Here is a 22,234-nt window from a genome sequence, read left to right as displayed (position 1 = left end):
TCAGTTGGTGGCGGCGGATGCGTCTGCGATGGCGTCGTTGTAGCGCGTGTCGACGAAGTCCACGAACGTGTTGCCGCCGGGGATGCTCCCGCTCTCGACGAATGCATCGAAGAGCGCCTGCTCGGACTCGATCACAGTGTCGTCCAGAGCAATTGCGGGTCGTTGGCTTCGTCCCTGCGCCAATTCACCTGCAGCCGGGTCGATCCCGACGGCCGTGGAGTACGCCGACGCCCACTCGGCCGGATTTTCCTCAGCCCAGGCCGAGGCTTTGGCCAGACGAACCACGAAGTCCTGCAACGCCGTGTTCTTCGCCGGATCGTCCAGAGCCTGCTGTGAGGCGATGCCGAATCCGTAACCGTTGGCAACGCCCTCGGCGGTGGTCAGTGTCTTCGAGCCGTTCTGGACCTGCGCAATCGCGGTGAAGGGATCCCAGATCGCCCAGGCGTCGACCTCACCCGAGGTGAATGCCGTCAGCGCGTCCGCCGGCTGGAGGAAGATGATCTGGACGTCGTCCTCGGTCAACCCGGCCTTCTGCAACTGCAGCAGCACGTGGCCGTGCGCGGAACTTCCCTTGCCCACCGCGATCTTCTTGCCGCGCAGATCGGAGAACTACGTGAGCGTCGAATCGGACGGCACGAGGATCTGATCGCCGCTGGCGTCGTTGCTGTAGGCGGAGACGACCTTGATGCGCGCGTTGGCTGCGACCCCGAACACCGGAGGTGTATTGCCCGTGACCGCGAAGTCGATCTGGCCGGCTGTTGCGGCCTCCACCTGAGGCGGGCCGGAAGTGAAGGTGGAGAACGCAACATCGTATGGGGCCGAGTCGAGCTCACCCGACGCACGAAGCAGCGCCTCGGTGCCGCCCTTCTGGTCGCCGACGTCGAGCGTGACCGTGGTGAGCTGGTCGTCGGAGACGAGTTCGGGCGCTTCGGTGGTAGTGGTGTCGCTGCCGCGGGAGACGCAGCCGGTGAGTCCGACGACCGTCAGAGACAGCGCAGCGAGCACACCGATGGCGCGCAGGGATCTGGAACGAGCGTGTGACGACATGAGTGAAAGATCCTTCGTATGAGAGGAATTGATCGGTCAGTGAACGCCGAGGGCCCCGAGCAAATGGGTACGAATGCGGGAGAATCCGGCTGTTCCCCGATCGCGGGGACGGGGCAGATCGACAGTGACCGTCTCGGCGACGGCACCCCCGTCGAGCACCACCACCCTGTCTCCCAATGCGATTGCCTCGTCGACGTCGTGGGTGACCAGCAAGATGCCGAAGCCGTGCCGTGCCCATAGATCGAGCAGAAGCGACTGCATGGTCAGCCGCGTGAGTGCGTCGAGCGCGCCGAACGGTTCGTCGAGAAGCAGCAGTTCGGGCTCCCCCACCAAGGCCCGTGCCAGCGCAGCACGCTGAGCTTGACCGCCGGACAACGTGAGCGGCCATGCATCTCGTTTCTCGGCGAGCCCGACCTCGTCGAGGGTCGCGTCCGCTGCGGTCAACGCGTCGCTGCCCGTGACGCCTGCGGTGTTCAGGCCGTAGGACACGTTCTGGCGGACCGATCGCCACGGAAACAGCCGTGGTTCCTGGAACGCCACCGCGGGATTCCCGGCGACGTGCCGCTCACCCGTGTGGTCGGTCGACAGCCCGGCCAGAACGCGCAGGATCGTCGACTTGCCGGACCCGGATCGTCCGGCGAGAGAGACGATCTCGCCGCGTTCGATGGACAGATCGACGCCCTTCAGCACGTGACTGGATCCGTAGAACTTGTCGATCCCGTGCAGGGTGGCAACGGACGTTGTCGTCGCAGTCATGAGTCAGACATCCAATCGGTAACGAAGAGCGCGTTTTTCGAGGATGCGCACGATGCCGTCGGTGGCGATTCCCATCAGCGCGTAGACGACGAGCCCGAAGATGATGGTGTCCACACGCAGGAAATCTCGCGCATTGTTGATGATGTAGCCGAGCCCGGATTCGGCATTGATCTGCTCGGCCACGATCAGCGACAACCACGCAATGGCCAGCGATTGCCTCAATCCCACCAATAGTTGTGGGGCGATGCTGGGCAGGATGATGGTGGTGAGCCGCTGACGCCACGAGAAGCCGAGTACGACGGCCGTGTCGAGGAAGTCGCGATCGATCTGGCGGATCGCCGAGAACGTGTTGAGGTACAGCGGAAATGCGACTCCGAGAGCCACGAGCAGAATCTTGGGAGTCTCGCCGATCCCGAACCACAGGATGAAGAGCGGGATCAGCCCGAGGTGCGGAAGTGCCCGCAGCATCTGCAGCGGCGGATCGACGGTTGCCTCGGCGAGCTTGGACAGTCCGACGAGCGCACCGAGCGCCACCCCGATCACACCTCCGAGCACGAGTCCCTGCACCACACGGGTTCCGGAGACGGTGAGGGCATCGGCCAACTCTCCGTTGCGTAGCAACTCTAGGCCCGCGTCGAAGATCAGCGATGGTGCCGGCAGTACTCGTTCGGAGAGAACTCCGGCAGCACTGGCAATCTGCCACAGGACTAGGAGTGCGACGGGTGAGAGAACGCGAACGACGGTCCATCGGTACCGCTGCCACACCGACTGTTTCGGCGAAACATGCGCGGGGCCGCCGTTGGGAACGTCGCTGACACGCGTGTCCACGGGTGCCGCGGGAACGGCGTACGACGTCACGACCATGGGTACAGGCCTTCCGGTTGAGTGCGAGCAGGTTCGACTACTCACCTTCGGTCAGACCGGGGCCTACGACCAGGGTTCGAATCAGCGTGAATTTAGGTCGGGCAGAATTGCCCTCATGAACGTCGAGCCCATCCATACCGAGCGCCTGACGCTGCGCCTGTACGAGCCCACCGACGTGGACGGGATTCTCGCGTACTACAGCGATCCCGAAGTCTGCCGCTACCTACTGCACGAAGCGTGGTCGCACGCCGATGCCGTTGCTGCGGTGGGCAAGCGGATGAAGCGAACCGGATTGAACACGCAGGCACTCGCGATGGTCGTCGAACACGAGAGGAAGGTGGTGGGCAACGTCGAGGCATGGTTGATCGACGGGTCACCGGCTCTCGTCGAACTCGGGTGGACGTTCTCCCCCACCGTGGGCGGCCGCGGCTACGCCACTGAGGCGGTGAATGCGCTGATCGAGCACGTGTTCTCGCTTCCCCAGATTCACCGTGTCAGCGCGCAGCTGGACGGACGCAACGACGCCTCTGCCCGCCTGGCCGCGAGGGTCGGGATGCGTCAGGAAGCGCACTTCCGCCAGAACTGGTGGTGCAAGGGTGAATGGACCGACACCCTCGTCTACGCGATGTTGCGCGAGGATCGCTGACGTCCATCATGCGACGTTCACCTCTGCGTTGGTTCTGCGACATCGAACGGTGACCGGAGTGGGGCAGTCTCCGGGGAACTTCACTCGAACTCATGGGAGTCTCACCGATGGCCTCGCTTCGTAGAGCTGCACTGTTGGGCACGCTCGCTTTGATTTCTGTCGCATCCACGTCGCTGGCCAGTGTTGCCACTGCTGCGCCGGCACGGACGGCATCGCCGCTGTGCCAGGTCGCAGACCTCATCCCCACCGGATCGTCTTCGGGCCTCGGTTACCAATGTGCCGAAGCGGGTGAGCTTCTCGATCTCCCGATCGGTGAGGTGCGCGCGACACAACCGTCACTCGGGTACGACGAGGTGTACTACAAGCTCGGTCGGTACACGCTCGGCAAGGACGAGATCAACAAGAAGTTCGACGACTGGTGCGAGGCCAACGGCCAGGAAGAGGCAGCGTCGGCGTTGCCCGATGCGCGACTGGACAATCCGTCGTCGTTCACCTGCACTGTGCCCGTCGGCCAGGAAACGCCCGACACCATCGCGCCGATGAAGACGGTCGTCATCGGGCCGGGCGGTATGCCGTACCTGACCGACGGACATCACACGCTCACCTCGTTCTACGAAACGGCCGACGGTGGACCGAATCTGCATCTTCGTCTGCGGGTGGTCGCGAACCTCAGCGATCTGAGCCCCGCTGATTTCTGGGCACGGATGAAAGCCGAGAAGTGGGTGTGGAACTACGACGTCGACGGCAACGAGGTTCCGGTGGAGCAGCTGCCGACGGGAGTGGGACTCGCCAAGTTCCAGAACGACAAGTACCGCAGCCTGAACTACTTCGCCCGCGACATCGGCTTCACCCCCGGAACCATCCCGTTCCAGGAATTCTATTGGGGTGCATGGGTTCGCGACTCCGGCACAGTCGACGTCAGCGGCTGGGACAGCAACAACCTCACGAGCTACCTGAGCACCGTCGACTCGGTCTCGCGCGCCCAGGTCGCGGCTCCGAAAGACGCGGTGATCGACAGTGGCCGCACCGCAGCGGAACTCGGTGCACTGGACGCCTGGAACGACGGCAAGGCGGTCACGAAGGGCGAATTCGGAAAGCTGTCGGCACCGTACTCGAACGACAAGCCGGGCAAACTGGCCTACGCCCTGCAGTACAAAATGGGGCTGCCCAGGTAGTTCCAATCAGGCGTTGTCACAGCCTGGTCTGGAGACGGGACCGCAGCCGCATCGCCACGAACACAACGAAAGCAATTGTGACCGAGACGATGACGATCTTCTGCAGGATCTCGGCGTAGGCGTCGACCAGGTGCCAGTTCTCGCCGAGTTGATAGCCCGCGGTGACGAAGACGGTGTTCCAGATCAGGCTGCCGAGTGTGGTGAGTAGCAGAAATTTCGGCATTCCCATTCGCTCGATGCCGGCCGGCAAGGAGATGAAACTCCGAAACAGCGGGACCATCCGGCCGAGGAACACCGCCTTCGAGCCGTGCTTGGCGAACCAGGCCTCCGAGCGGTCGAAGTCGCTGGCCTTGATCAGCGGGATCCGCGCCACCAGTGCGCGCGTGCGCTCGCGCCCGATGAGTGCGCCTACCGAGTAGACGATGATCGCGCCCAGGACCGAGCCGAGCGTCGTCCAGAAGAGCGCCGCACGGAAAGAGAAGACGCCCTGACTGGCCGAGAAACCGGCAAGGGGCAGAACGAGTTCGCTCGGGATCGGCGGGAACAGATTGTCGGCCCCGACGACTACGGCCGCACCGGGGCCACCGAGTGCGTCCATGACGCCGACCCCCCATCCGGCCAGCCCATCGAGTTGGTCGGTTTCAGCAGATGCAGCAATCAGCAAGTCGAACATATTCATTCCCCTGTTCGTCGGTGCCGTCTCCGGTCGGGACGGCCACTGAGAACGCTAGAAATTCTCCGAATGGGGGGCATCGAGGAAAACCGTCGAACATTCACGGGGACTCCCCCGTCGAAACCTTGCGGTTTACCGCAATATCAGCGGCCGCCTACCCCGCTACGCTGCTTGCGTGCTCGGAAACGACGTCGTACATCCACCCGAACTGGCGGATCGGATTGCCGCCGGCTCGCTTGTTCAGCGTTGGCTGATGGCACTTTCCGGAGTTCTGCTCGGTAGCGTCACGGCGGTCTCGGCCCTCCTGTTCACCGTGGTGGCTCTCCTCGTACTGACTCCGGCGCGCCTCCTCGGCCGGTGGGGCGAGCCAGTGAGAGCTGCAGTCGATGAAGGGGCACTGGGCCTGAGCGAGTGGGAGATCCGGCGAATCGCCCGCTTCCACGGCAGGCTCCACACGGACGTGCTGACCCCTCGCCGCTGTCGCTGGTATCTCGGCGGACGCTGGACGATCGGTCTACTCGGAACCGGCGTGGTCCTGTTCCTGGCTCTGTGTCTCATCGTGGCCGGCTCGATGGTCTCGGCGTGGATCATGAACGGCAACTGGGGCCTGATCGAGAACTCCGACCGGGTCGACGGTGGACTCGTAGCGCTGGTGTCGCTGCCGGGAACCCTCTTGATCTTCGTCGCAATCGCCGGGGTGGTGGGGGTGGGCTCGCTGGACCGTTGGTTTGTCATCCAGGTACTCGGCCGTCAGTCGGATCGACTGCTGCACCAGCGGGTGGTCGAGCTGACGAGCAGCCGCGATCACGTCGTCGATGCCATCGACGACGAACGCCGCCGCATCGAGCGCGACCTGCACGACGGAGTCCAGCAGCAGTTGGTTGCGGTGGGGATGCTGATCGGCCGGGCTCGCCGCGCCCAGGAACCCGAGAAGGTGCACGAACTCCTCACCCAAGCCCATGTCGCATCCCAGGAGGCGATCAGCGAGCTGCGCGAGGTCGCCAACCGGGTGTACCCGATCGCGCTCGATCAGGCCGGTCTGCACACAGCGGTCGAGACGATGGCCGAACGGGCAAGTGTCCCCGTCCGATTCACATACGAGCTGACGGAAAAGCTACGTCCCGCGGTTGAGACCGTTCTCTATTTCGTCATCTCGGAGGCGGTGACCAACGCAGCCAAGCATGCCTCCCCTCGACTGGTGGAGGTTTCCGTGACCCATCAGAGGTTCGACCGCGTTCTCGCAACCATCGTCGACGACGGACCCGGCGGGGCCGATCCGTCGGGAACAGGCTTGTCCGGGCTGTCCCGTCGTGTAGCGGCGATGGACGGCACCCTGACCGTGCACAGTCCGGTGGGCGGCCCGACCGTCGTGACGGCGAGCGTCCCGTGCGAGTGATCGTCGCGGAGGACTCGACGCTGCTGCGTGAGGGCTTGGTTCGTCTGCTCGTCGACGAGGGCCACGACGTGATCGCGTCCGTGGGCGATGCCGCCATGCTCCTGAGTGCCGTGGAACAGGACCGTCCCGACATCGTCGTCACCGACGTCCGCATGCCTCCGGGTCACAGCGACGAGGGACTGCGAGCGGCTCTGATCATTCGCGATCGATGGCCGGACGTAGCGGTGCTCGTACTCTCCCAGTACGTCGAGAACCGTTACGCGGCAGAGCTGATCAGCAGATCCGGAGGCAAGGTCGGATATCTGCTCAAGGACCGCGTCGCGCAGGTCGACGAATTTTTGGACGCTCTGAACAGAGTTGCCGACGGCGGGACCGCCTTCGACCCGGAAGTGGTGCGCCAGCTGCTGTCACGCACCACCCGATCAAATCCACTCGACAGACTCACGCCACGCGAACGTGATGTGCTCGAGCTGATGGCGCAGGGTCTCACCAACGCGCGAATCGCCGCCGATCTGTACATCTCGGTGAGCTCGGTCGAGAAGCACATCAACGCCGTGTTCGACAAACTCGGATTGGCGAACTCCAGCGGTATGAGCCGCCGCGTGATGGCGGTGGTGGCGTACCTGCGCACTTGATCGACCGGATTGTTGTCGCTTTTCGGTGATCGCACTACCCCCGTCGGGCCCACTTCAATGCCCTCAACGCGCGAAGTGTGTTCCACCGGCCTGGCCGACCAATGCCCTCTTCCATCGTGAAGTGGACCGCGCCGGGGTGACTCTTGTCGAGCAGCCATGTGCCGTCGCCGCATTGCCTCGACCGGACATGGTCGACAGCCGCTGCCAACCGAGGATCGACATCTGATCCGGCAGCTCGGAAGTACTCCACACCGCGCAACACGTCGTAGTGCCACCAGGTGGGGAAAGCAAACTGCAACCAGTTCCGCTCGATGATTTCGCCCGTGCTCAGTCGCCTGCAGAGCTGGCGTTCCAGCAGGTATTTCTCGCCGCGGTCCCGTGCGGCAATCGATTCCGGGGTGCCACCTGTCGCGCGTTCGTGCTCGAGTAGACCCTCGAGCACACAGATGGTCGAGTGGAACGACCCGCGCGTCGACCCGTATTCCGCCTCGCAATTCCAGCCGCCGTCCGGCAACTGCTCAATCACCAACCTGGCGACGATCCCATCGACGTCGACGCCGAAGTAGGCACCCACGGCAACGGTCCTGCCGTTGATGCATGGTTCCACTTCCCCGTCGAAGAACCATTGGCCCGCATGCTCCCATCGGCCGGTCTCGCGCACCGCCTCGATCGCGACCCGAACAGCGTCCGCGGCCGGGTCGACGCCCAACTCACGCAGCAGTGTCAACGTGGGGAGCGTGGGAGTCCACGGCTGCCCAGTCGACATGTCGCCGTCGAAACCCGATGGGAAGCACGCACCTCCGGCCCACACACCACCTGGATCGCGGGCGGCAAGCAGCCGGGCACCCCAGCCCTCCGTGGCTACCTTGCTCCGCTCAGCTTCCACGTCTGCAGCTGATGAATCGTGCAGATCACGCAATACCTGCCATCGAATCGCCGGATCGGACTCGAGCAGCCACTCGTCGACGGTCATGGGGCCGAGGTCAGCGGTTGGAATCGCAACGTCGCATCACCAGCGATCGACGTGCAGCACCGTCTCGATCGGATCCCGCGGAGCGACCTTGAAGGTCTCCCCTGTGTAGTACGCCGTTGGAATCAGCGCACCCTGATGGAAGTCGTCGGGAATGCCGAGCAGTTCGGAGATTTCGGCTTCCTTCGCGAGATGAATTGTGGTCCAAGCTGTTCCGAGACCACGCGCCCGTGCGGCCAGGGCGTAGTTCCACACCGCGGGTAGCAGCGAGCCCCACAGACCGGCCTGGTTACCGGCCGGGAGCGTCTTGCCGGCCTGGATGCATGGAATCAGCAACACCGGAACCTCACCCATGTGCTCGCCGAGCCAGCTCGCACTGTCTCCGACGCGTTTCTGGACCGAGGCACGTTCCGGGTCGTCGGTGAACAGGGCAGCTGCAGAATGCTTGGACGCCTGATACGCGGTGAACAGTTCGCCGTAGATCGCACCGATGCGAGCGCGAAGATCAGGATCGGTGACGACGATCCACTGCCACCCCTGCTTGTTCGAGCCGGACGGTGCCTGCAACGCGATCTCGAGACATTCCTTGATCAGCTCCATCGGAACCGGTCGCGTCAGATCGAGCCGCTTGCGGACCGTGCGCGTGGTGGTCAGCAGCTCGTCGGGAGTGAGGTCGATGATCGGGAAAGAAGTCACTCCTCGATCATGCACCATTCGGTCGCCTCTGGGCCCGCTCGACCAGTTCCTCGTTCGCTGCGTCCCAACGCGCGGCCATGGACCTGCCACCGTGCCCGTCACCCTCGTCGACGAGAAGTGTCGATCCGGGCCACTCCCGGTGCAGACGCCACGCGGTGACGGCGGGTCCGGACACGTCGCGTCTGCCATGGATCAGGACGCCCGGGATATCGCGCAGACCTGCGGCGCGATCGAGCAGAGGCGGATCGCAGAACCCGTCGTGCGACCAGTAATGCGTGGCCAGCCGTACGAAGGCCAGTCGGAACCGGTCATCCTCCCACCTGGGATCGCGTCTGAGACCGCCGGTGCCGATCGAGATGTGGACGTCCTCCCACAATGCCCATTCTCGGGATGCACTGTCACGCAACGCGAGATCAGGCGAATCCAACAGACGGTCGTACGCGTCGACCAGTCGGCCGTGCCCGCGCCGATAGCCAACGCCGGCCTGCTCGGCGAAGGTAGCGAAACGATCCCACGCTTCGGGAAGACCGCGCCGACGCCCTCGGTGATCCAATCGACTTCCTCACGACAGGTCGTGGTGACGGCGAACAATACGACGCCGAGGACACGGGTGGGGTGTGCGAGGGCATAGGCCACGGCGAGGGTGGATCCCCAAGACACGCCGTTGACGATCCACGCCTCCACGCCGAGGTGCTCGCGCAACGCTTCGATGTCGGCAATCAGATGGGCAGTGGTGTTGGTGGACAACGACGTCGAGGGATCGGACGCGTGCGGGGTGGACCGTCCGCACCCGCGCTGCTCGAATCCGATTGCGCGAACTCGCGATAGGTCGAAGTGACGACGAAACTGGCTCGCGTTCAGAGTCCCACCCGGACCGCCGTGCAGACAGACCGCCGGAACGCCGTCGGACGGACCCCATTGCTCCCAGTAGATGTTTTGGCCGTCGCCCACATCCAACATCCCGTGCTGCGTCGGGGCATCGTTCGATGTCATACCGACCATCACATCATCATGACGCTGGCAGCATCGGACGAATCGTCGCCCACGCGGACACGTCGACCCACGACGGATTCGATTGCTGCGGTGAGCGAAACACCTCGACGGTCGCCAGTTCCGCGATGCACTGAATGTCCGACGCAAGAATCGGCTCGTCGAACAGCGTGATGTCCGTCGAGACCTTCCACTGCGGACCGGGGACCGCGGTGCCGGTCAAGGTTCCTGCACCCCAGATTCCGCGTCGGGGATGGCTGCTGACCCAGAACAGTACGGGCTGCCCGGGAGCCATCAGTCGCGTTCGATAGTTGTCGGCGACGCACCACTGCTCGTGCGCACGTCCGGTTTCGACCATCGGCGCGAGATCGGTCTTGTGCGGGTTGCACTTGATCACCCACGCACCGAATGTCTCGTCGGTAATTGCCCGTGCCGTCACCGCATCCAGCGTACCGAGCGTCAGGCCACCGCGTCGTTGCCCTGAGCTGCCGAGACCACCAGATTGTTTGCGGTCAGATCGTTTCCGTTCTTGACGGCGTCGATCCACTGATCTGTCGACGCGACCGCCGCGAAGTTCGACTGCAGCAGCACCATCAGCGCCTTGTGCAGTTGCTCCGCCGAGACGGTGCCTGCCTCGTTCGAGAGATTGATCGCGCCGGTGGCGTCGGACAGAATTTCGACGGTCAGATCCAGCACCTCGGCGTCGGCGCTGGATGCGAGGTCGCAGTTGTTGGTCATGTATCCGACGATCGTGACGGTATCGATATTGTTGCCCTGCAACCACTTCGCGACACCGGTACCGGCGAACACGCTGCTGTACTTCTTCTCGACTCGCTCGAACGAGGGTTGTACGAGCGCCTGAATGTCGGGGTGCAGCTCGTACGTCGGGGTGCCCTTCACGAACGCCGGAGCGCCGTCGGGCATCTCGTGCTGCACGATCGCCACGGGAAGATCCTGCGCCACTGCGGCTTCGATCGCCCGGACGATGTTGGCCAACGACTGGTCACGAGGCGGGTACTGAATCTGCAGCACACCTTCGAAGTACTCCTGCTGGACGTCGACGACGATCAATGCTCTGCGTGGTGCGGTCATGGTGTTCTCCTTCGACTGGCGATCTCGGTCGCTTCTCATCCTGCGGTGGCGGCCTTGCTTCCACGAGTGGCACGGATGCATACTTTCGATTGATTCGGGCCAACGGTGGAGATCGGAGACAGCCATGCGAATCGCGCTCTATGCGTTCGACGGCATCACGATGTTTCACCTCGCCGCGCCGTTGATGGTGTTCGGCGAGGTGACTCGACTCGGACTCGCACCGGACTGGGAGACGCGGGTGTGGTCCGACGAAGCCGGGTCGATCCGCACCGAGGAGGGCTTCCCGGTCGGCGAGATTGCCGGCCCCGATACCGTCGACTGGGCCGACATCGTCATCGTCACGTCGTGGCCGGAGTCGTTGCCGCACATCGGGAAAGACCTGTCGGCGGCGCTTCGTGACGCCCATTCGCGTGGAGCGGAAATCGCGGGACTGTGCCTCGGTTCGTTCGCCGTCGCAGACACAGGGCTGCTCGCTGGCCGCCCGGCCGTCACACATTGGACCAAGATGACCGAACTGCGGGAGCGGAATTCACACGCCGGCGTCGACGAGTCGGTGCTCTACATCGATCACGGCGACGTGATGACGTCTGCGGGCACCGCGTCGTCGATCGATTCCTGCCTGCACATCGTGCGCAAACATCTCGGTTCGGCGGCGGCGACCCGGGTGGCGCGCAGTCTGGTGGTCGCACCCCATCGCGACGGCGGCCAGGCCCAGTACATCGAGCGTCCGGTCACGGAGGCATCCGGAGGTACCGCGATTGCCGACGTGCTGAGCTGGGCCTTCGAAAGACTGGACGAGCCCTTGCCGATCGAGCGACTGGCCGAACATGCACGCATGAGCCGACGCAGCTTCATCCGCCAGTTCCACCTCGAGACGGGGTCCACCCCCGCCCGCTGGGTACTGGACAAGCGACTGAACGAGGCCAAGAGCCTGCTCGAAACGACCGATCGCAGCGTCGAGAACATCGCAGCGCTGTGCGGATTCGGCAGCGCCGTCACTTTGCGTCAGAACTTCCGCTCGGCCTTCGCGGTGACGCCGACGGCCTACCGACGGCAGTTTGCGGTCGGTTGTGCAACCACGAGCATCGTCGACAGGCAAAGATGAGCGACGTGATCCTGTGGATAGTTGCCGGAGTAGAGCTCGCTGCCATCATCGCGCTCGGTGTGGTCTTGATCGTCTCAAGTCGAAAGCTGAAGCACACACGTCGTGCACTGGACCGCGCTCTCGAATCGCAGCAACGCCGTAAGCGACGCGGCATCGTGCCCTTCGCGATCAGAACCGCCTTCCACACCACGGACTTACTCATCAACAAGGGCTTCGGCGCAACGGTCCGCAACTCCGTCGAGGACCTCGCCGGCTGGGCGAAGGTCGAACGCCCCGACCTCGCGCGCATGACCGCCGACGGCGACATCGTCGTGATGTTCTCCGACATCGAGGGCTCCACCGCCCGCAACGAAGAACTCGGCGACCGCGGCTGGGTGAAGCTGCTCGAGAAGCACAACAAGCTGATACGCAAACACGTCGACGATCACGACGGTCACGTAGTGAAAAGCCAGGGCGACGGCTACATGATCGCCTTCTCCGACCCGGCCCAGGCCGTGCGCTGCGGGGTGAAAGTCCAGGAAGCACTGCTGAAGAACCCCGATCGCTGGGACCGCATTCGCGTCCGCATGGGCGTGCACGTCGGCAGCTCGGTGCGTCGAGGTGACGACCTGTTCGGACTCAACGTAGCCATGGCGGCACGAGTGGCGAACCAAGCCGACGGCGGCGAAATCCTGGTCAGCGAACCGGTGCGCAACGCCATCGACAGGGCGCATGACCTGAGCCTCGGGACACCGCGTGACGTCGAACTCAAGGGAATGAGCGGAACTTTTCAGTTGTACCCGGTGACATTGCCGGTGCTGCCGGATGCTGAAGTCAAGCAACTCGACTAGATCTGCTCGGGCACAGTCATACTCAGCAGGTGGTAGCTCAGGCATTTGCCGTGACCGTCGAGCACCGGGCTACCCGTCACTCCCCCACCGAGTACGCCGGGTAGCTCGAACACCAGCCCGGAGACCAGGGGCATGTCGGTTCGGCGTACCTCTCCCGTGACCAGCGGCGCAAAATGCGCAGCGACGGCCGCGACAGTCATTGCGCGAGTCAGCACTTCGTAGCTTTCGTCGGTCCGCGGGAAGACAGCGAGAATGAGGGTGTCGCCCTTGTCCCCGGTTCGCACGTCGGCGAAATCGTCGACAGTCCTCATACCGTCACCTCCGTGATGTGCACGGCGGTCGTCACCTGTGCACGTGGAATCAGACAGGATCTGATAGCCAAGACCTCCGTGTTGCTGCTGCGCGCACCGCCACCGCCGGCGGGCCCGTTGGTGTAGAGACTCTCGACTTCCCAGCCGACGAGAGCCGCAGTTTCGGCGTCGGGCACCTTCGCCGTCACGCGCAGTCTCACTTCAGGGACATCGGTGGGGGCGACGAGTCCACGGAATGCAGCGCCCGCACCGATGTACTCGATACCCACGTTCTCGGCGGATATACGGTGCACCTCCCACAGTCGTTGCTGCACAATCTCTCCGGCGAGCTCGGCGCGTTGCAGCGAGCGCGGACCCGCGTAGCTGATCTGCCCCTCACCGAGCCAACCGCCCCGGAACCCGAGGGTCACTTTCAGCTCCTCTGGCCGCGTGCTGCCCGTTGCCCCGGACACCGCCACCCGATCGGGTCCGACGGTCTCGAACGAGACTCCGGTGAAATCGGCGGTCACGTCCGGCGTCAGATATCTGGCGGGATCGCCGACCTCGTACAGCAATTGCTCGGCGCACGTTCGACGCGTCAGCTCCCCGCCGGTACCGTCGACCTTGCCGAATTCTGCTGTGCCGTCTGCGCGTACGTCGCCGAACGGAAAGCCCAGATTCGCCAGACCCTGAACCGGCTTGGTGACCGGATCGGCGAAGTAACCACCGGTCAGTTGGCCCGCACATTCGAGAAGATGTCCGACGGCAGTTCCTGCACCAAGTGTCTCCCAATCCTGCCCGGCCCAACCGAACTCGTGCATCAGAGGTGCGAGATACAGCGCCGGATCGGCGAGACGGCCGGTGACGACCACGTCGGCACCGACGTCGAGGGCAGGCAGTACCGCGTCGGCACCGATGTAGGCGTTGGCCGATACGAGTTCCTCGGAATGCTCCGACAGCGGTCGACCGGTCTCCCACACCACCGGGTCGATCCGGCGCACCGCGTCGAGCACGTCGTCGCCGGTGACGGCAGCAATGCGCACCGAACGCGAGCACACCTGCTCGGCCACGCGCGCAACGACGGCCGCTGCCGCAACAGGATTCGCGGCTCCGGAGTTCGTGACGACGGTGATGCCCTGCTCCGTCGTCGCCCCGAGAACTGCACGCATCCGCGCTGCCAACAGCGGGTCGTAGCCCGCCGTGGGATCGAGCAATTTTCGGGCCTGCCCTGTCGCCACCGTCCGCTCTCCGAGGCACTCGAAGATCAGATAGTCGAGCTCGCCCCGCTCGGCCAAGATCTGCGCCGGGTCGATGCGATCGCCCGCAAAACCTGCGCCGGCACCCAACCGGACGGTTCCGCGGGCGCTCATGACGACCACAGCGGGATCGCGCCGGTGGCCATGGCAACGCCGAGCATGCCGAGGCTGATCAGCCACGCCCACCCCAACGTGTGCCGAATGTGCTTACCGATGTCGACTTTCGCGAGACCCACCAGAAGGTAGAACGCGCCGGTCATCGGGCTGATCGGGAATCCGACCGTTTCCTCACCGATGATCGAGGCCTGCGCCAGATCGATTGCGCTGACTCCGAATTGGTCACCTACCTCGATGAGGACCGGCAGCACACCGAAGTAGTAGGCGTCCGGCCCGAAGATCAGGCTCATCGGGACGGCGAACACGCCGACGATGAGCGGCAAGGCGGGGGCCATCGCGTCCGGAATGGCATTCGCTGCGCTGACCGCCATGGACTCGATCATGCCGCTGCCGTCGAGCACACCGAGAAGTACCCCTGCAGCCAACAACGTGCCGACCATCAGCATCGCGCCGACAGCGTGGGCCTCGATGCGGGCGGACTGGGCCTTCATTCCGCGGTAGTTGACGAGTAGCGCCACGATAGTGGCGATGATGAAGCACGTTTCCGGAGGGGCGATGGCGGCGATCAACGCAGCCAACGTCGCGATTACCAGGAAGGCGTTGACCCAGAACAACTTCGGCCGCAGCAGTGCTCGGTCACTCGACGCGGTTGCCGGACCGTCCGCATCGTCGCCACCGGTCGACGGGCTGCCGGGCTCCTCGTTCGCGTCACCGACTGCGGATCCGGTATCCCCGGATCCCACGGACATTCGTTCGGCGATTCGCGCCGTCGACTCCTCCACGACGGCCGACGCATCGCCCGCGGCGACCTTGGCCAGACGGGTCCGCTCACGCCGACCCAGGTAGTAGGCGACGCCCAGTGCGAACACGACTCCGGCGATCTGAGCAGGAATCAACGGAACCCACAGTTCGTTGGCGTCGACGCCCAGAGTTGCTGCAGCGCGAGCCGTCGGACCACCCCAGGGGACCATGTTCATCACTCCGGCACCGAGTCCGACGCAGGTGGCCAGGACGAGCCGGCTCATACCGAGGCGTTCGTAGATCGGGAGCATGGCGGGGACGGCAATCAGGAACGTGGTTGCGCCGGCGCCGTCGAGGTGAGCCACCACGGCAAGGGCAGTGGTCGCGACTGCCACGGTCGGCGGGGCACTACCTGCCCAGCGCACGATGCGGGCGATGATGGGATCGAACAGTCCCGCGTCGCGCATGATCCCGAAGAACACGATCGCGAAGAGGAACATCGCCGCGACGCCCACCACGCCGCCGAGTCCGTCCTTGACGAACCCGGCCACCTCGGATGGCGAGTTGCCGGCCAGGAACGCCGCAGCCAGCGGGACACCTGCAAGCGCGACGATCGCCGCAACGCGTTGGGTGAACAACAGCAGCAGGATGATGGCAATCGTCCCGAAGCCGAGCAGTGAGAGCATGTGATCTCCTTCATCGAATACGAAGAGTGTTGTGCAGATCACTTACTCCGTCCAACATCAGTTGGGTATAGATTCATGCACCGTGGGCATAAACCTGGGCATCGCCCATCTACGCGCCGTCGTCGCACTCGCCGATCATGCGAGCTTCACTGCAGCGGCGAACTGGCTTCAGGTCTCCCAACCCAACCTGAGCCGTACCGTCGCCGAGGCCGAGCGACGCCTGGGCGTCCGACTGTTCGTGCGCACCACCCGCAGCGTCGACCTCACCGGAGACGGACACGAAGTCACGGCCTATGCCCGTCGGGTATTGCTCGAGTTCGACGACGGCCTGGAGCAGATCGGGCGCTTCGTATCCGGCGACCGCGGAACCGTCACCATCGCGTGCCTGCCCTCGATCGCGGCGACGTTTCTCCCGCCGTACATCGTGGACTTCCGCAGCAGTCACCCCGACGTCTCGGTACACATCAGAGACGGGCTGCGCGACGATGTTGTGGCCTCGGTTCGCGACGGTTCCGTGGACTTCGCAGTCGTCGCCGCGTCGGGACGAGCGAACGACTTGGTGCGATTGACGGTCAGCACCGACGCCTTCGTTTGCGCGTTGCCTCCGAATCATGCTCTTGCACAACGGACAAGCCTACTGTGGACCGACCTCGCCGACCAGCCGTTCGTTGCGTTCGGTCCCGAATCGAGCATCGCCTCACACGTGCAACTGGGGCTCGAAAGCGCGGGAGTCGACGTCGGGCCATCGGTTCAGGCGCACAACGTGGCCGCCGTGGCGGGCATGACCGCTGCCGGACTCGGCATCACCGTCATCCCGGAGTTGGTGGTGCCGATGATGTCGTTCGCGAATCTGATCTATCTGCCTATCGAGCCGACAATCCACCGGACCATCTCTGTCGTCCAACTGCCGGGGCGTCGCCAAAGTGCGAGCTGTACGGCGTTTCTGGATATTTTGGTGCCCGCCTTGAACGAATGAATGGTCCATTCACGACGTCTGAGCGCGTGAAAGTCACATTGATCCGAACGGGGTGGGCGGTAAACCCCAATGCTGTTGCACCCCAATACGAATGAATGGTCCATTCAACACGTCTGAGCGCGTGAATGGACCATTCATTCCATGGGGTGGAGCAGATAAAACTACTTCTTCGCCGACTCCAGAGCCTCGTTGAAGGTCTTGGACGGACGCATCACTGCCGCGGTGGCTTCGGGGTCCGGGTAGTAGTAGCCGCCGATGTCGACTGCGGTGCCCTGAACCTCGTTGAGCTCGGAGACGATTTTCTCCTCGTTCTCCGCAAGGGTCTTCGCCAGTGCGGCGAAGTGCTTCGCCAGTTCGGCGTCCTCGGTCTGCTCGGCGAGTTCCTGTGCCCAGTACAGAGCGAGGTAGAACTGGCTGCCACGGTTGTCGAGTTCACCGGTCGAGCGCGACGGGCCCTTGCTGTTCTCGAGCAGCCTGCCGGTGGCGGAGTCGAGTGCCTTGGCGAGGATGGTCGCCTTGACGTCGCCGGTTTTGGTGCCCAGATCTTCGAGGCTCACGGCCAGAGCCAGGAACTCGCCGAGCGAATCCCAGCGCAGGTGGTTCTCCTCGATGAGCTGCTTGACGTGCTTGGGAGCCGAGCCACCTGCACCCGTCTCGTACAGTCCGCCGCCTGCCATCAGGGGAACGATGGAGAGCATCTTGGCGCTGGTGCCGAGTTCGAGGATCGGGAACAGGTCGGTGAGGTAGTCACGCAGGATGTTGCCCGTCGCGGAGATGGTGTCGAGTCCGCGGACCAGACGCTCCATCGTGTACCGAATGGCACGCACCTGGGACATGATCTGGATGTCGAGGCCCTCGGTGTCGTGATCCTTCAGGTACTTGCGCACCTTGCCGATGAGCTCGTTCTCGTGCGGGCGGTACGGGTCGAGCCAGAAGACGACCGGCATTCCGGATTCACGCGCACGCGTGACGGCGAGCTTGACCCAGTCCTGGATCGGGGCATCCTTGACGATGCACAGACGCCAGATGTCGCCCTCTTCGACGGTCTGCGTCAGCAGCACCTCGCCGGTGGCCTTGTCGGTGATGTTCGCGACGCCTGCCTTCGGTACCTCGAAGGTCTTGTCGTGCGAGCCGTACTCCTCGGCCTTCTGCGCCATCAGGCCGACGTTGGGAACGGTGCCCATCGTCGTCGGGTCGAACTGGCCGTTGGTCTTGCAGAAGTTCACCATCTCCTGGTAAATCCGGGAGAACGTCGACTCGGGGTTGACGGCCTTGGTGTCCTTTGGACGACCGTCCGCTCCCCACATCTTGCCGCCGGCGCGAATCATCGCGGGCATGGAGGCGTCGACGATGACGTCGCTGGGTGAATGGAAGTTCGAGATGCCGCGGGCGGAGTCGACCATCGCGAGCTCCGGACGGGTCTCGTGGCACTTGTGGAGGTCTTCGATGATCTCGTCGCGCTTGGACGCCGGGAGGGTCTCGATCTTGGTGTACAGGTCCGAGAGGCCGTTGTTGACGTTGACGCCCAGCTCCTCGAAGAGCTCGTTGTGCTTGGCGAACGCGTCCTTGTAGAACACGCGCACAGCGTGGCCGAACACGATGGGGTGCGAGACCCGCATCATGGTCGCCTTGACGTGCAGGGAGAACATGACGCCGGTGTCGTAGGCGTCCTGCATCTCGTGCTCGTAGAAATCGAGGAGCGCCTTCTTGCTCATGAACATCGAGTCGATGACGTCACCGTCGGTGAGCGAGACCGTCTCCTTGAGCACGATCGGCTCGCCGTCGGCGGGCAGCAGCTCCATCTTGATCTCACGGTCACCGTCGACGACCGTCGACTTCTCGCCGTGGTAGAAATCGCCCTCGCGCATGTGCGCGACATGGGTGCGCGACGCCATCGACCACTCGGTCATGCTGTGCGGGTGCTTCCGGGCGAATTCCTTGACGGCCTTCGGGGCACGACGGTCCGAGTTGCCTTCACGCAGAACGGGATTGACCGCGCTGCCGAGGCACTTGGTGTAACGCTCGCGGATCTCGCGCTCTTCGTCGGTCTTGGGATTGCCGGGGAAGTCGGGGATCGCGTAGCCCTTGTCCTGCAGTTCCTTGATGGCAGCGAGCAGCTGCGGAACCGAGGCGCTGATGTTGGGCAGCTTGATGATGTTGGTCTCGGGCAGCTGCGTCAGCTTGCCGAGCTCGGCGAGGTTGTCGGTCACTCGCTGGTCTTCGTTGAGGTAGTCGGGGAACTCGGCGAGGATGCGGTTGGCAACGGAGATGTCACTCGACTCGACGTTGATCTCGGCCGCGCTGGCGAAAGAACGTATGACCGGCAGAAACGCGTGAGTCGCCAGCATGGGCGCCTCGTCGGTCAGGGTGTAGATGATGGTCGGCTTCTTCGCAGTCATGTTTCGCCTTTGCCTCAGTTTCAACGTCGTCTTTTGGATGCGTCCACCGTCGACTTTAATCTTTGAACCCGCCGCTGTGCGTGCCAGTGGGGTATCACTCCATCGGCGGTTCCAAGTTACCGACCGGTAGGGCGCTCAAAGGTTTTCGCCGCCCACCCCTGCCCCGCCTCTGACCACCGTCGGAGCATCCGATTTGCCCGGATCGGAACAACGGACCCCTCCCCGACCGTTGAACCGAATATGACGACCTACAAAACTGTCAATCCTGCCGACGGCACAACTGTCAAGGAATTCGAAACTCTCGATGCGGCCGGCGTCGAGCGCGCACTGGCCGACGCACACGCCGGTTTCCAGACGTGGCGCAAGACCTCACCGAAGCACCGCGCCGAAATTCTGCACAAGGTCGCCGATCTCTACACAGAACGTTCGGACGAACTGGCGCGGGCCATCTCGCTCGAAATGGGCAAGCCGCTCACCGAATCCCAGGGTGAGGTGGAGCTGTCGTCGAACATCTACCGCTACTACGCCGACAACGGTCCCGCGCTGCTCGAGGACGAGAAGCTCGACGTCCCCGGCGCGGAAGACACTGTGCTGCAGCGCAAGCCGGTGGGCGCGCTCGTCGGCGTCATGCCATGGAACTTCCCGTACTACCAGGTGGCCCGGTTCGCAGGCCCGAACCTGATGGTGGGCAACACGATTCTGCTCAAGCACGCACCGAACTGCCCGCAGTCGGCTCTGCTGATGGAGGAGATCTTCCAACAGGCCGGACTCCCCCAGGACGCGTACATCAACATCTTCGCGACCAACGAGCAGATCGCCGAGATGATCGCCGACCCACGCGTGCAGGGTGTCTCGCTCACCGGTAGCGAGCGGGCCGGAACCTCGGTCGCCGAAACCGCCGGACGCAACCTCAAGAAGGTCGTGCTCGAACTCGGCGGCTCGGACGTGTTCATCATGCTCGACTCCGACGACATGGACGCCACCGTCGAATCCGCAACCCGGGCGCGTCTGTCCAACGCAGGCCAGGCGTGCAACGCCGCCAAGCGCATCCTCGTCGCCGAGGAGTTCTACGACGACTTCGTCACCAAGCTGACCGCATCGTTCGAGGCAGTGCAGACGGGCGATCCGTTGGACGCGAACACCACTCTCGGCCCGCTGTCGTCGCAGACCGCCGCCGACACGTTGATCGAGCAGATCGACGACGCCGTCGCCAAGGGCGCAACTCTGCTGACCGGCGGCAAGAAGATCGACGGACCGGGTGCATTCGTGCAGCCGACGCTGCTCACCGACGTCACCCCGGACATGCGTGCGTACAGCGAAGAGCTGTTCGGACCGGCAGCGGTGATCTACAAGGTCGAAAGCCCGCAGCAGGCAATCGAATTGGCGAACTCCTCGGCCTACGGCCTGAGCGGCTCGGTGTGGAGCGCCGACCTGGACAAGGCCCGTGACGTGGCCGAGCAGCTCGAAGTGGGCATGGCTTTCGTCAACGAGCACGGCACTACGCTCCCCGGCCTGCCGTTCGGCGGCGTCAAGCGCTCCGGCGTCGGCCGCGAGCTGGGACCGTGGGGCATGGACGAGTTCGTGAACAAGAAGCTCGTGCGCGTCTCCGCGAAGTAGTTCCTGTCGGCATGGCTCCCCGGGCAGTTGCCCGGGGAGCTTTGTCGTGCTGCGGCCATACTGTCTCGATGATCGTCGAACATGCCTTGTTGCACATCGTCCCCGATCGAACCGACGAATTCGAGGCCGCGTTCGCCGACGCGAAGTCGATCATCTCCGCGATGCCGGGGTTCGTGAATCTGACGCTGTCGCGGGGCATCGAGCAGCCGCATGTCTATCTGCTGCTGGTGGAATGGGAACGCCTCGAAGACCACACCGAGGGCTTCAGGCAGTCCGACGAGTACCAGGAGTGGAAGACGCTGCTGCATCATTTCTACGACCCCTTCCCCGTCGTCGAGCATTTCGCTCCGAGGCTCAGGGCGTAGGAGATAAGTTCGATTCTCGTCCCCATCGTCGTTTCGAGGAGTCACCCGTGGCCAATGCTTCGTCGTTCGTATCCAAGCAGGACGACACCGAGATCAGTACCTACATCTGGGCGACGTCCGCCGACCCGGCTCGCGGCGTCGTACAGATCGCGCACGGACTCGCCGAGCACGGCAGCCGCTACGCCCGCTTCGCCGCAGCGCTGAACGACGCCGGATTCCACGTCGTCGCGTCCGATCATCGCGGCCACGGAGAGTCGATCGTCGACACCCCCGGCGATTTCGGTGCCGCCGCGTTCGCAGGTTTGTGGGCCGACATCGAGCAGTTGGGCGAGTCGTTGCTGAACGAATATCCCGACCTGCCACTGTTCCTGTTCGCGCATTCCATGGGATCGTTTGCCGCGCAGCATGTTCTGATCGAACGATCCGATCTGTACGAGGGTGTGGTGCTGTCGGGCTCGACCACGCTGAACATCCTCGCCGCCGGAATGGCCGACGCGCCAGCCGGTGACCTGAGCGTGTTCAACGCCGCCTTCGAGCACCGCACCGGATACGAGTGGCTCTCCCGCGACGAGGCCGAAGTGGACGCCTACGTCGCCGACCCGCTGTGCGGCTTCGACCTCCCGGAGTCGACGGTCCCCGCGTTGTTCGGTGAGGCCGACAAGCTCGCCGACCCGCACAACCTCGAGCAGATCCGTTCCGATCTCCCGCTGCTAATCACCTCGGGAACCGACGACCCGCTCGCCGGGGGCGGACAGTTGATCGAAACCCTCGCTGCCCGGTACCGCGAGGCCGGGATGAGCGACGTCACCGTCACCCTCTACCCCGGTGCCCGCCACGAGATCCTCAACGAGACCAACCGGGACGAGGTCACCGCGAACATCATCGGCTGGCTCACCGACCGCGCCGGATAGA

General features: G+C 64.0%; 22 protein-coding genes and 2 pseudogenes. 10 read left to right on the top strand and 14 right to left on the bottom strand.

From position 1 onward, the window contains the following. From CH291_RS17845 to CH291_RS17835, 3 genes and pseudogenes are all read right to left on the bottom strand, one after another. Positions 1-1,047 (bottom strand): annotated as a pseudogene (locus CH291_RS17845) (ABC transporter substrate-binding protein). 36 nt (positions 1,048-1,083) lie between these two features. Next, entirely contained in the window at positions 1,084-1,803 is a 720-nt protein-coding gene (locus tag CH291_RS17840; RefSeq protein WP_094688202.1) for an ABC transporter ATP-binding protein, read from the bottom strand. 3 nt (positions 1,804-1,806) lie between these two features. Then, a complete protein-coding gene (locus CH291_RS17835) occupies positions 1,807-2,667 on the bottom strand; it encodes an ABC transporter permease (protein ID WP_082898554.1) in 861 nt (286 codons plus the stop codon). 115 nt (positions 2,668-2,782) lie between these two features. On the opposite strand from CH291_RS17835, the gene CH291_RS17830 reads away from it, so the two are divergent. Then, the gene (locus tag CH291_RS17830; RefSeq protein WP_094688201.1) at positions 2,783-3,313 is read left to right on the top strand and encodes a GNAT family N-acetyltransferase; all 531 of its coding nucleotides are present in this window, start codon (positions 2,783-2,785) and stop codon (positions 3,311-3,313) included. Between the two features lie 92 nt (positions 3,314-3,405). After that, positions 3,406-4,488 (top strand): ParB/Srx family N-terminal domain-containing protein, encoded by a 1,083-nt coding sequence (locus CH291_RS17825; RefSeq protein WP_256980889.1) that lies wholly within the window; start codon positions 3,406-3,408, stop codon positions 4,486-4,488. A gap of 16 nt (positions 4,489-4,504) precedes the next feature. Here CH291_RS17825 and CH291_RS17820 read toward each other — a convergent pair whose 3' ends face one another. Next, a complete protein-coding gene (locus tag CH291_RS17820; RefSeq protein ID WP_094688199.1) occupies positions 4,505-5,161 on the bottom strand; it encodes a DedA family protein in 657 nt (218 codons plus the stop codon). A gap of 175 nt (positions 5,162-5,336) precedes the next feature. On the opposite strand from CH291_RS17820, the gene CH291_RS17815 reads away from it, so the two are divergent. Both CH291_RS17815 and CH291_RS17810 read left to right on the top strand, forming a co-directional pair. Further along, positions 5,337-6,557 carry a sensor histidine kinase gene (locus CH291_RS17815; protein WP_094688198.1) on the top strand — a complete coding sequence of 407 codons (1,221 nt, stop codon included), beginning with the start codon at positions 5,337-5,339 and terminating at the stop codon, positions 6,555-6,557. Beyond that, complete coding sequence (locus CH291_RS17810; RefSeq protein ID WP_094639894.1) at positions 6,548-7,192, top strand: response regulator; 645 nt, start codon at positions 6,548-6,550, stop codon at positions 7,190-7,192. The genes CH291_RS17815 and CH291_RS17810 overlap by 10 nt, the downstream gene beginning before the upstream one ends. 34 nt (positions 7,193-7,226) lie before the next feature. Here CH291_RS17810 and CH291_RS17805 read toward each other — a convergent pair whose 3' ends face one another. From CH291_RS17805 to CH291_RS17785, 6 genes and pseudogenes are all read right to left on the bottom strand, one after another. Beyond that, positions 7,227-8,165, bottom strand: a complete 939-nt coding sequence (locus tag CH291_RS17805) for a hypothetical protein (protein WP_094639893.1) — start codon at positions 8,163-8,165, stop codon at positions 7,227-7,229. A 36-nt stretch (positions 8,166-8,201) separates the two neighbouring features. Beyond that, complete coding sequence (locus CH291_RS17800; RefSeq protein WP_094688197.1) at positions 8,202-8,858, bottom strand: nitroreductase family protein; 657 nt, start codon at positions 8,856-8,858, stop codon at positions 8,202-8,204. A gap of 7 nt (positions 8,859-8,865) precedes the next feature. Next, positions 8,866-9,411, bottom strand: coding sequence for an alpha/beta fold hydrolase (locus CH291_RS27250; RefSeq protein WP_256980904.1), 546 nt, complete (start codon positions 9,409-9,411; stop codon positions 8,866-8,868). Between the two features lie 44 nt (positions 9,412-9,455). Next, positions 9,456-9,818: pseudogene (locus CH291_RS27245) on the bottom strand (alpha/beta fold hydrolase); the annotation flags it as partial. Positions 9,819-9,867: 49 nt separating this feature from the next. Beyond that, positions 9,868-10,287 carry an EVE domain-containing protein gene (locus tag CH291_RS17790; protein ID WP_256980888.1) on the bottom strand — a complete coding sequence of 140 codons (420 nt, stop codon included), beginning with the start codon at positions 10,285-10,287 and terminating at the stop codon, positions 9,868-9,870. 20 nt (positions 10,288-10,307) lie between these two features. Next, the gene (locus CH291_RS17785; protein ID WP_094688328.1) at positions 10,308-10,940 is read right to left on the bottom strand and encodes an isochorismatase family protein; all 633 of its coding nucleotides are present in this window, start codon (positions 10,938-10,940) and stop codon (positions 10,308-10,310) included. Between the two features lie 124 nt (positions 10,941-11,064). Between CH291_RS17785 and CH291_RS17780 the strand changes: the two genes are divergently transcribed. Further along, on the top strand, positions 11,065-12,045 hold the full coding sequence (locus CH291_RS17780) for a GlxA family transcriptional regulator (RefSeq protein WP_094688196.1): 981 nt from the start codon (positions 11,065-11,067) through the stop codon (positions 12,043-12,045). Continuing rightward, on the top strand, positions 12,042-12,875 hold the full coding sequence (locus CH291_RS17775) for an adenylate/guanylate cyclase domain-containing protein (RefSeq protein ID WP_179276591.1): 834 nt from the start codon (positions 12,042-12,044) through the stop codon (positions 12,873-12,875). Before CH291_RS17780 ends, CH291_RS17775 begins: the two co-directional genes overlap by 4 nt. Here CH291_RS17775 and CH291_RS17770 read toward each other — a convergent pair. From CH291_RS17770 to CH291_RS17760, 3 genes are read right to left on the bottom strand one after another with little or no spacing between them, the layout of a single operon-like run. Then, positions 12,872-13,186, bottom strand: coding sequence for an AtuA-related protein (locus CH291_RS17770; protein ID WP_094688195.1), 315 nt, complete (start codon positions 13,184-13,186; stop codon positions 12,872-12,874). The genes CH291_RS17775 and CH291_RS17770 overlap by 4 nt on opposite strands. Beyond that, complete coding sequence (locus CH291_RS17765) at positions 13,183-14,535, bottom strand: acyclic terpene utilization AtuA family protein (protein WP_094688326.1); 1,353 nt, start codon at positions 14,533-14,535, stop codon at positions 13,183-13,185. The genes CH291_RS17770 and CH291_RS17765 overlap by 4 nt, the downstream gene beginning before the upstream one ends. Beyond that, positions 14,532-15,965 carry a CitMHS family transporter gene (locus CH291_RS17760; protein WP_068047205.1) on the bottom strand — a complete coding sequence of 478 codons (1,434 nt, stop codon included), beginning with the start codon at positions 15,963-15,965 and terminating at the stop codon, positions 14,532-14,534. Before CH291_RS17760 ends, CH291_RS17765 begins: the two co-directional genes overlap by 4 nt. Positions 15,966-16,047: 82 nt before the next feature. On the opposite strand from CH291_RS17760, the gene CH291_RS17755 reads away from it, so the two are divergent. Further along, positions 16,048-16,941: a LysR family transcriptional regulator gene (locus CH291_RS17755; RefSeq protein ID WP_094688325.1), complete on the top strand. Its 894-nt coding sequence runs from the start codon at positions 16,048-16,050 to the stop codon at positions 16,939-16,941. Between the two features lie 161 nt (positions 16,942-17,102). Here CH291_RS17755 and CH291_RS17750 read toward each other — a convergent pair whose 3' ends face one another. After that, positions 17,103-19,340, bottom strand: a complete 2,238-nt coding sequence (locus tag CH291_RS17750; protein ID WP_094688194.1) for an NADP-dependent isocitrate dehydrogenase — start codon at positions 19,338-19,340, stop codon at positions 17,103-17,105. Between the two features lie 240 nt (positions 19,341-19,580). On the opposite strand from CH291_RS17750, the gene CH291_RS17745 reads away from it, so the two are divergent. The 3 genes from CH291_RS17745 (at position 19,581) to CH291_RS17735 (ending at position 22,233) form a co-directional block, all read left to right on the top strand. Continuing rightward, entirely contained in the window at positions 19,581-20,957 is a 1,377-nt protein-coding gene (locus CH291_RS17745) for an NAD-dependent succinate-semialdehyde dehydrogenase (protein ID WP_094688193.1), read from the top strand. 68 nt (positions 20,958-21,025) lie between these two features. Continuing rightward, the gene (locus tag CH291_RS17740; RefSeq protein WP_094688192.1) at positions 21,026-21,322 is read left to right on the top strand and encodes an antibiotic biosynthesis monooxygenase family protein; all 297 of its coding nucleotides are present in this window, start codon (positions 21,026-21,028) and stop codon (positions 21,320-21,322) included. 47 nt (positions 21,323-21,369) lie between these two features. Further along, positions 21,370-22,233 carry an alpha/beta fold hydrolase gene (locus CH291_RS17735; RefSeq protein ID WP_094688191.1) on the top strand — a complete coding sequence of 288 codons (864 nt, stop codon included), beginning with the start codon at positions 21,370-21,372 and terminating at the stop codon, positions 22,231-22,233. Position 22,234: the final 1 nt, after the last annotated feature.

The organism is Rhodococcus sp. 14-1411-2a, from assembly GCF_002259485.1.
Taxonomy (GTDB): Bacteria; Actinomycetota; Actinomycetes; order Mycobacteriales; family Mycobacteriaceae; genus Rhodococcoides.
The sequence above is the reverse complement of the archived record's forward strand: the minus strand, read 5'-3'. Positions and strand labels throughout refer to the sequence as shown.

What these genes read in the sequence shown, in the direction of transcription:
- CH291_RS17840 (WP_094688202.1), bottom strand. Translation starts at nt 1,803, where the DNA reads ATGACTGCGACGACAACGTCCGTTGCCACCCTGCACGGGATCGACAAG.
- CH291_RS17835 (WP_082898554.1), bottom strand. Translation starts at nt 2,667, where the DNA reads ATGGTCGTGACGTCGTACGCCGTTCCCGCGGCACCCGTGGACACGCGT.
- CH291_RS17830 (WP_094688201.1), top strand. Translation starts at nt 2,783, where the DNA reads ATGAACGTCGAGCCCATCCATACCGAGCGCCTGACGCTGCGCCTGTAC.
- CH291_RS17825 (WP_256980889.1), top strand. Translation starts at nt 3,406, where the DNA reads ATGGGAGTCTCACCGATGGCCTCGCTTCGTAGAGCTGCACTGTTGGGC.
- CH291_RS17820 (WP_094688199.1), bottom strand. Translation starts at nt 5,161, where the DNA reads ATGTTCGACTTGCTGATTGCTGCATCTGCTGAAACCGACCAACTCGAT.
- CH291_RS17805 (WP_094639893.1), bottom strand. Translation starts at nt 8,165, where the DNA reads ATGACCGTCGACGAGTGGCTGCTCGAGTCCGATCCGGCGATTCGATGG.
- CH291_RS17785 (WP_094688328.1), bottom strand. Translation starts at nt 10,940, where the DNA reads ATGACCGCACCACGCAGAGCATTGATCGTCGTCGACGTCCAGCAGGAG.
- CH291_RS17780 (WP_094688196.1), top strand. Translation starts at nt 11,065, where the DNA reads ATGCGAATCGCGCTCTATGCGTTCGACGGCATCACGATGTTTCACCTC.
- CH291_RS17775 (WP_179276591.1), top strand. Translation starts at nt 12,042, where the DNA reads ATGAGCGACGTGATCCTGTGGATAGTTGCCGGAGTAGAGCTCGCTGCC.
- CH291_RS17770 (WP_094688195.1), bottom strand. Translation starts at nt 13,186, where the DNA reads ATGAGGACTGTCGACGATTTCGCCGACGTGCGAACCGGGGACAAGGGC.
- CH291_RS17765 (WP_094688326.1), bottom strand. Translation starts at nt 14,535, where the DNA reads ATGAGCGCCCGCGGAACCGTCCGGTTGGGTGCCGGCGCAGGTTTTGCG.
- CH291_RS17760 (WP_068047205.1), bottom strand. Translation starts at nt 15,965, where the DNA reads ATGCTCTCACTGCTCGGCTTCGGGACGATTGCCATCATCCTGCTGCTG.
- CH291_RS17750 (WP_094688194.1), bottom strand. Translation starts at nt 19,340, where the DNA reads ATGACTGCGAAGAAGCCGACCATCATCTACACCCTGACCGACGAGGCG.
- CH291_RS17745 (WP_094688193.1), top strand. Translation starts at nt 19,581, where the DNA reads ATGACGACCTACAAAACTGTCAATCCTGCCGACGGCACAACTGTCAAG.
- CH291_RS17740 (WP_094688192.1), top strand. Translation starts at nt 21,026, where the DNA reads ATGATCGTCGAACATGCCTTGTTGCACATCGTCCCCGATCGAACCGAC.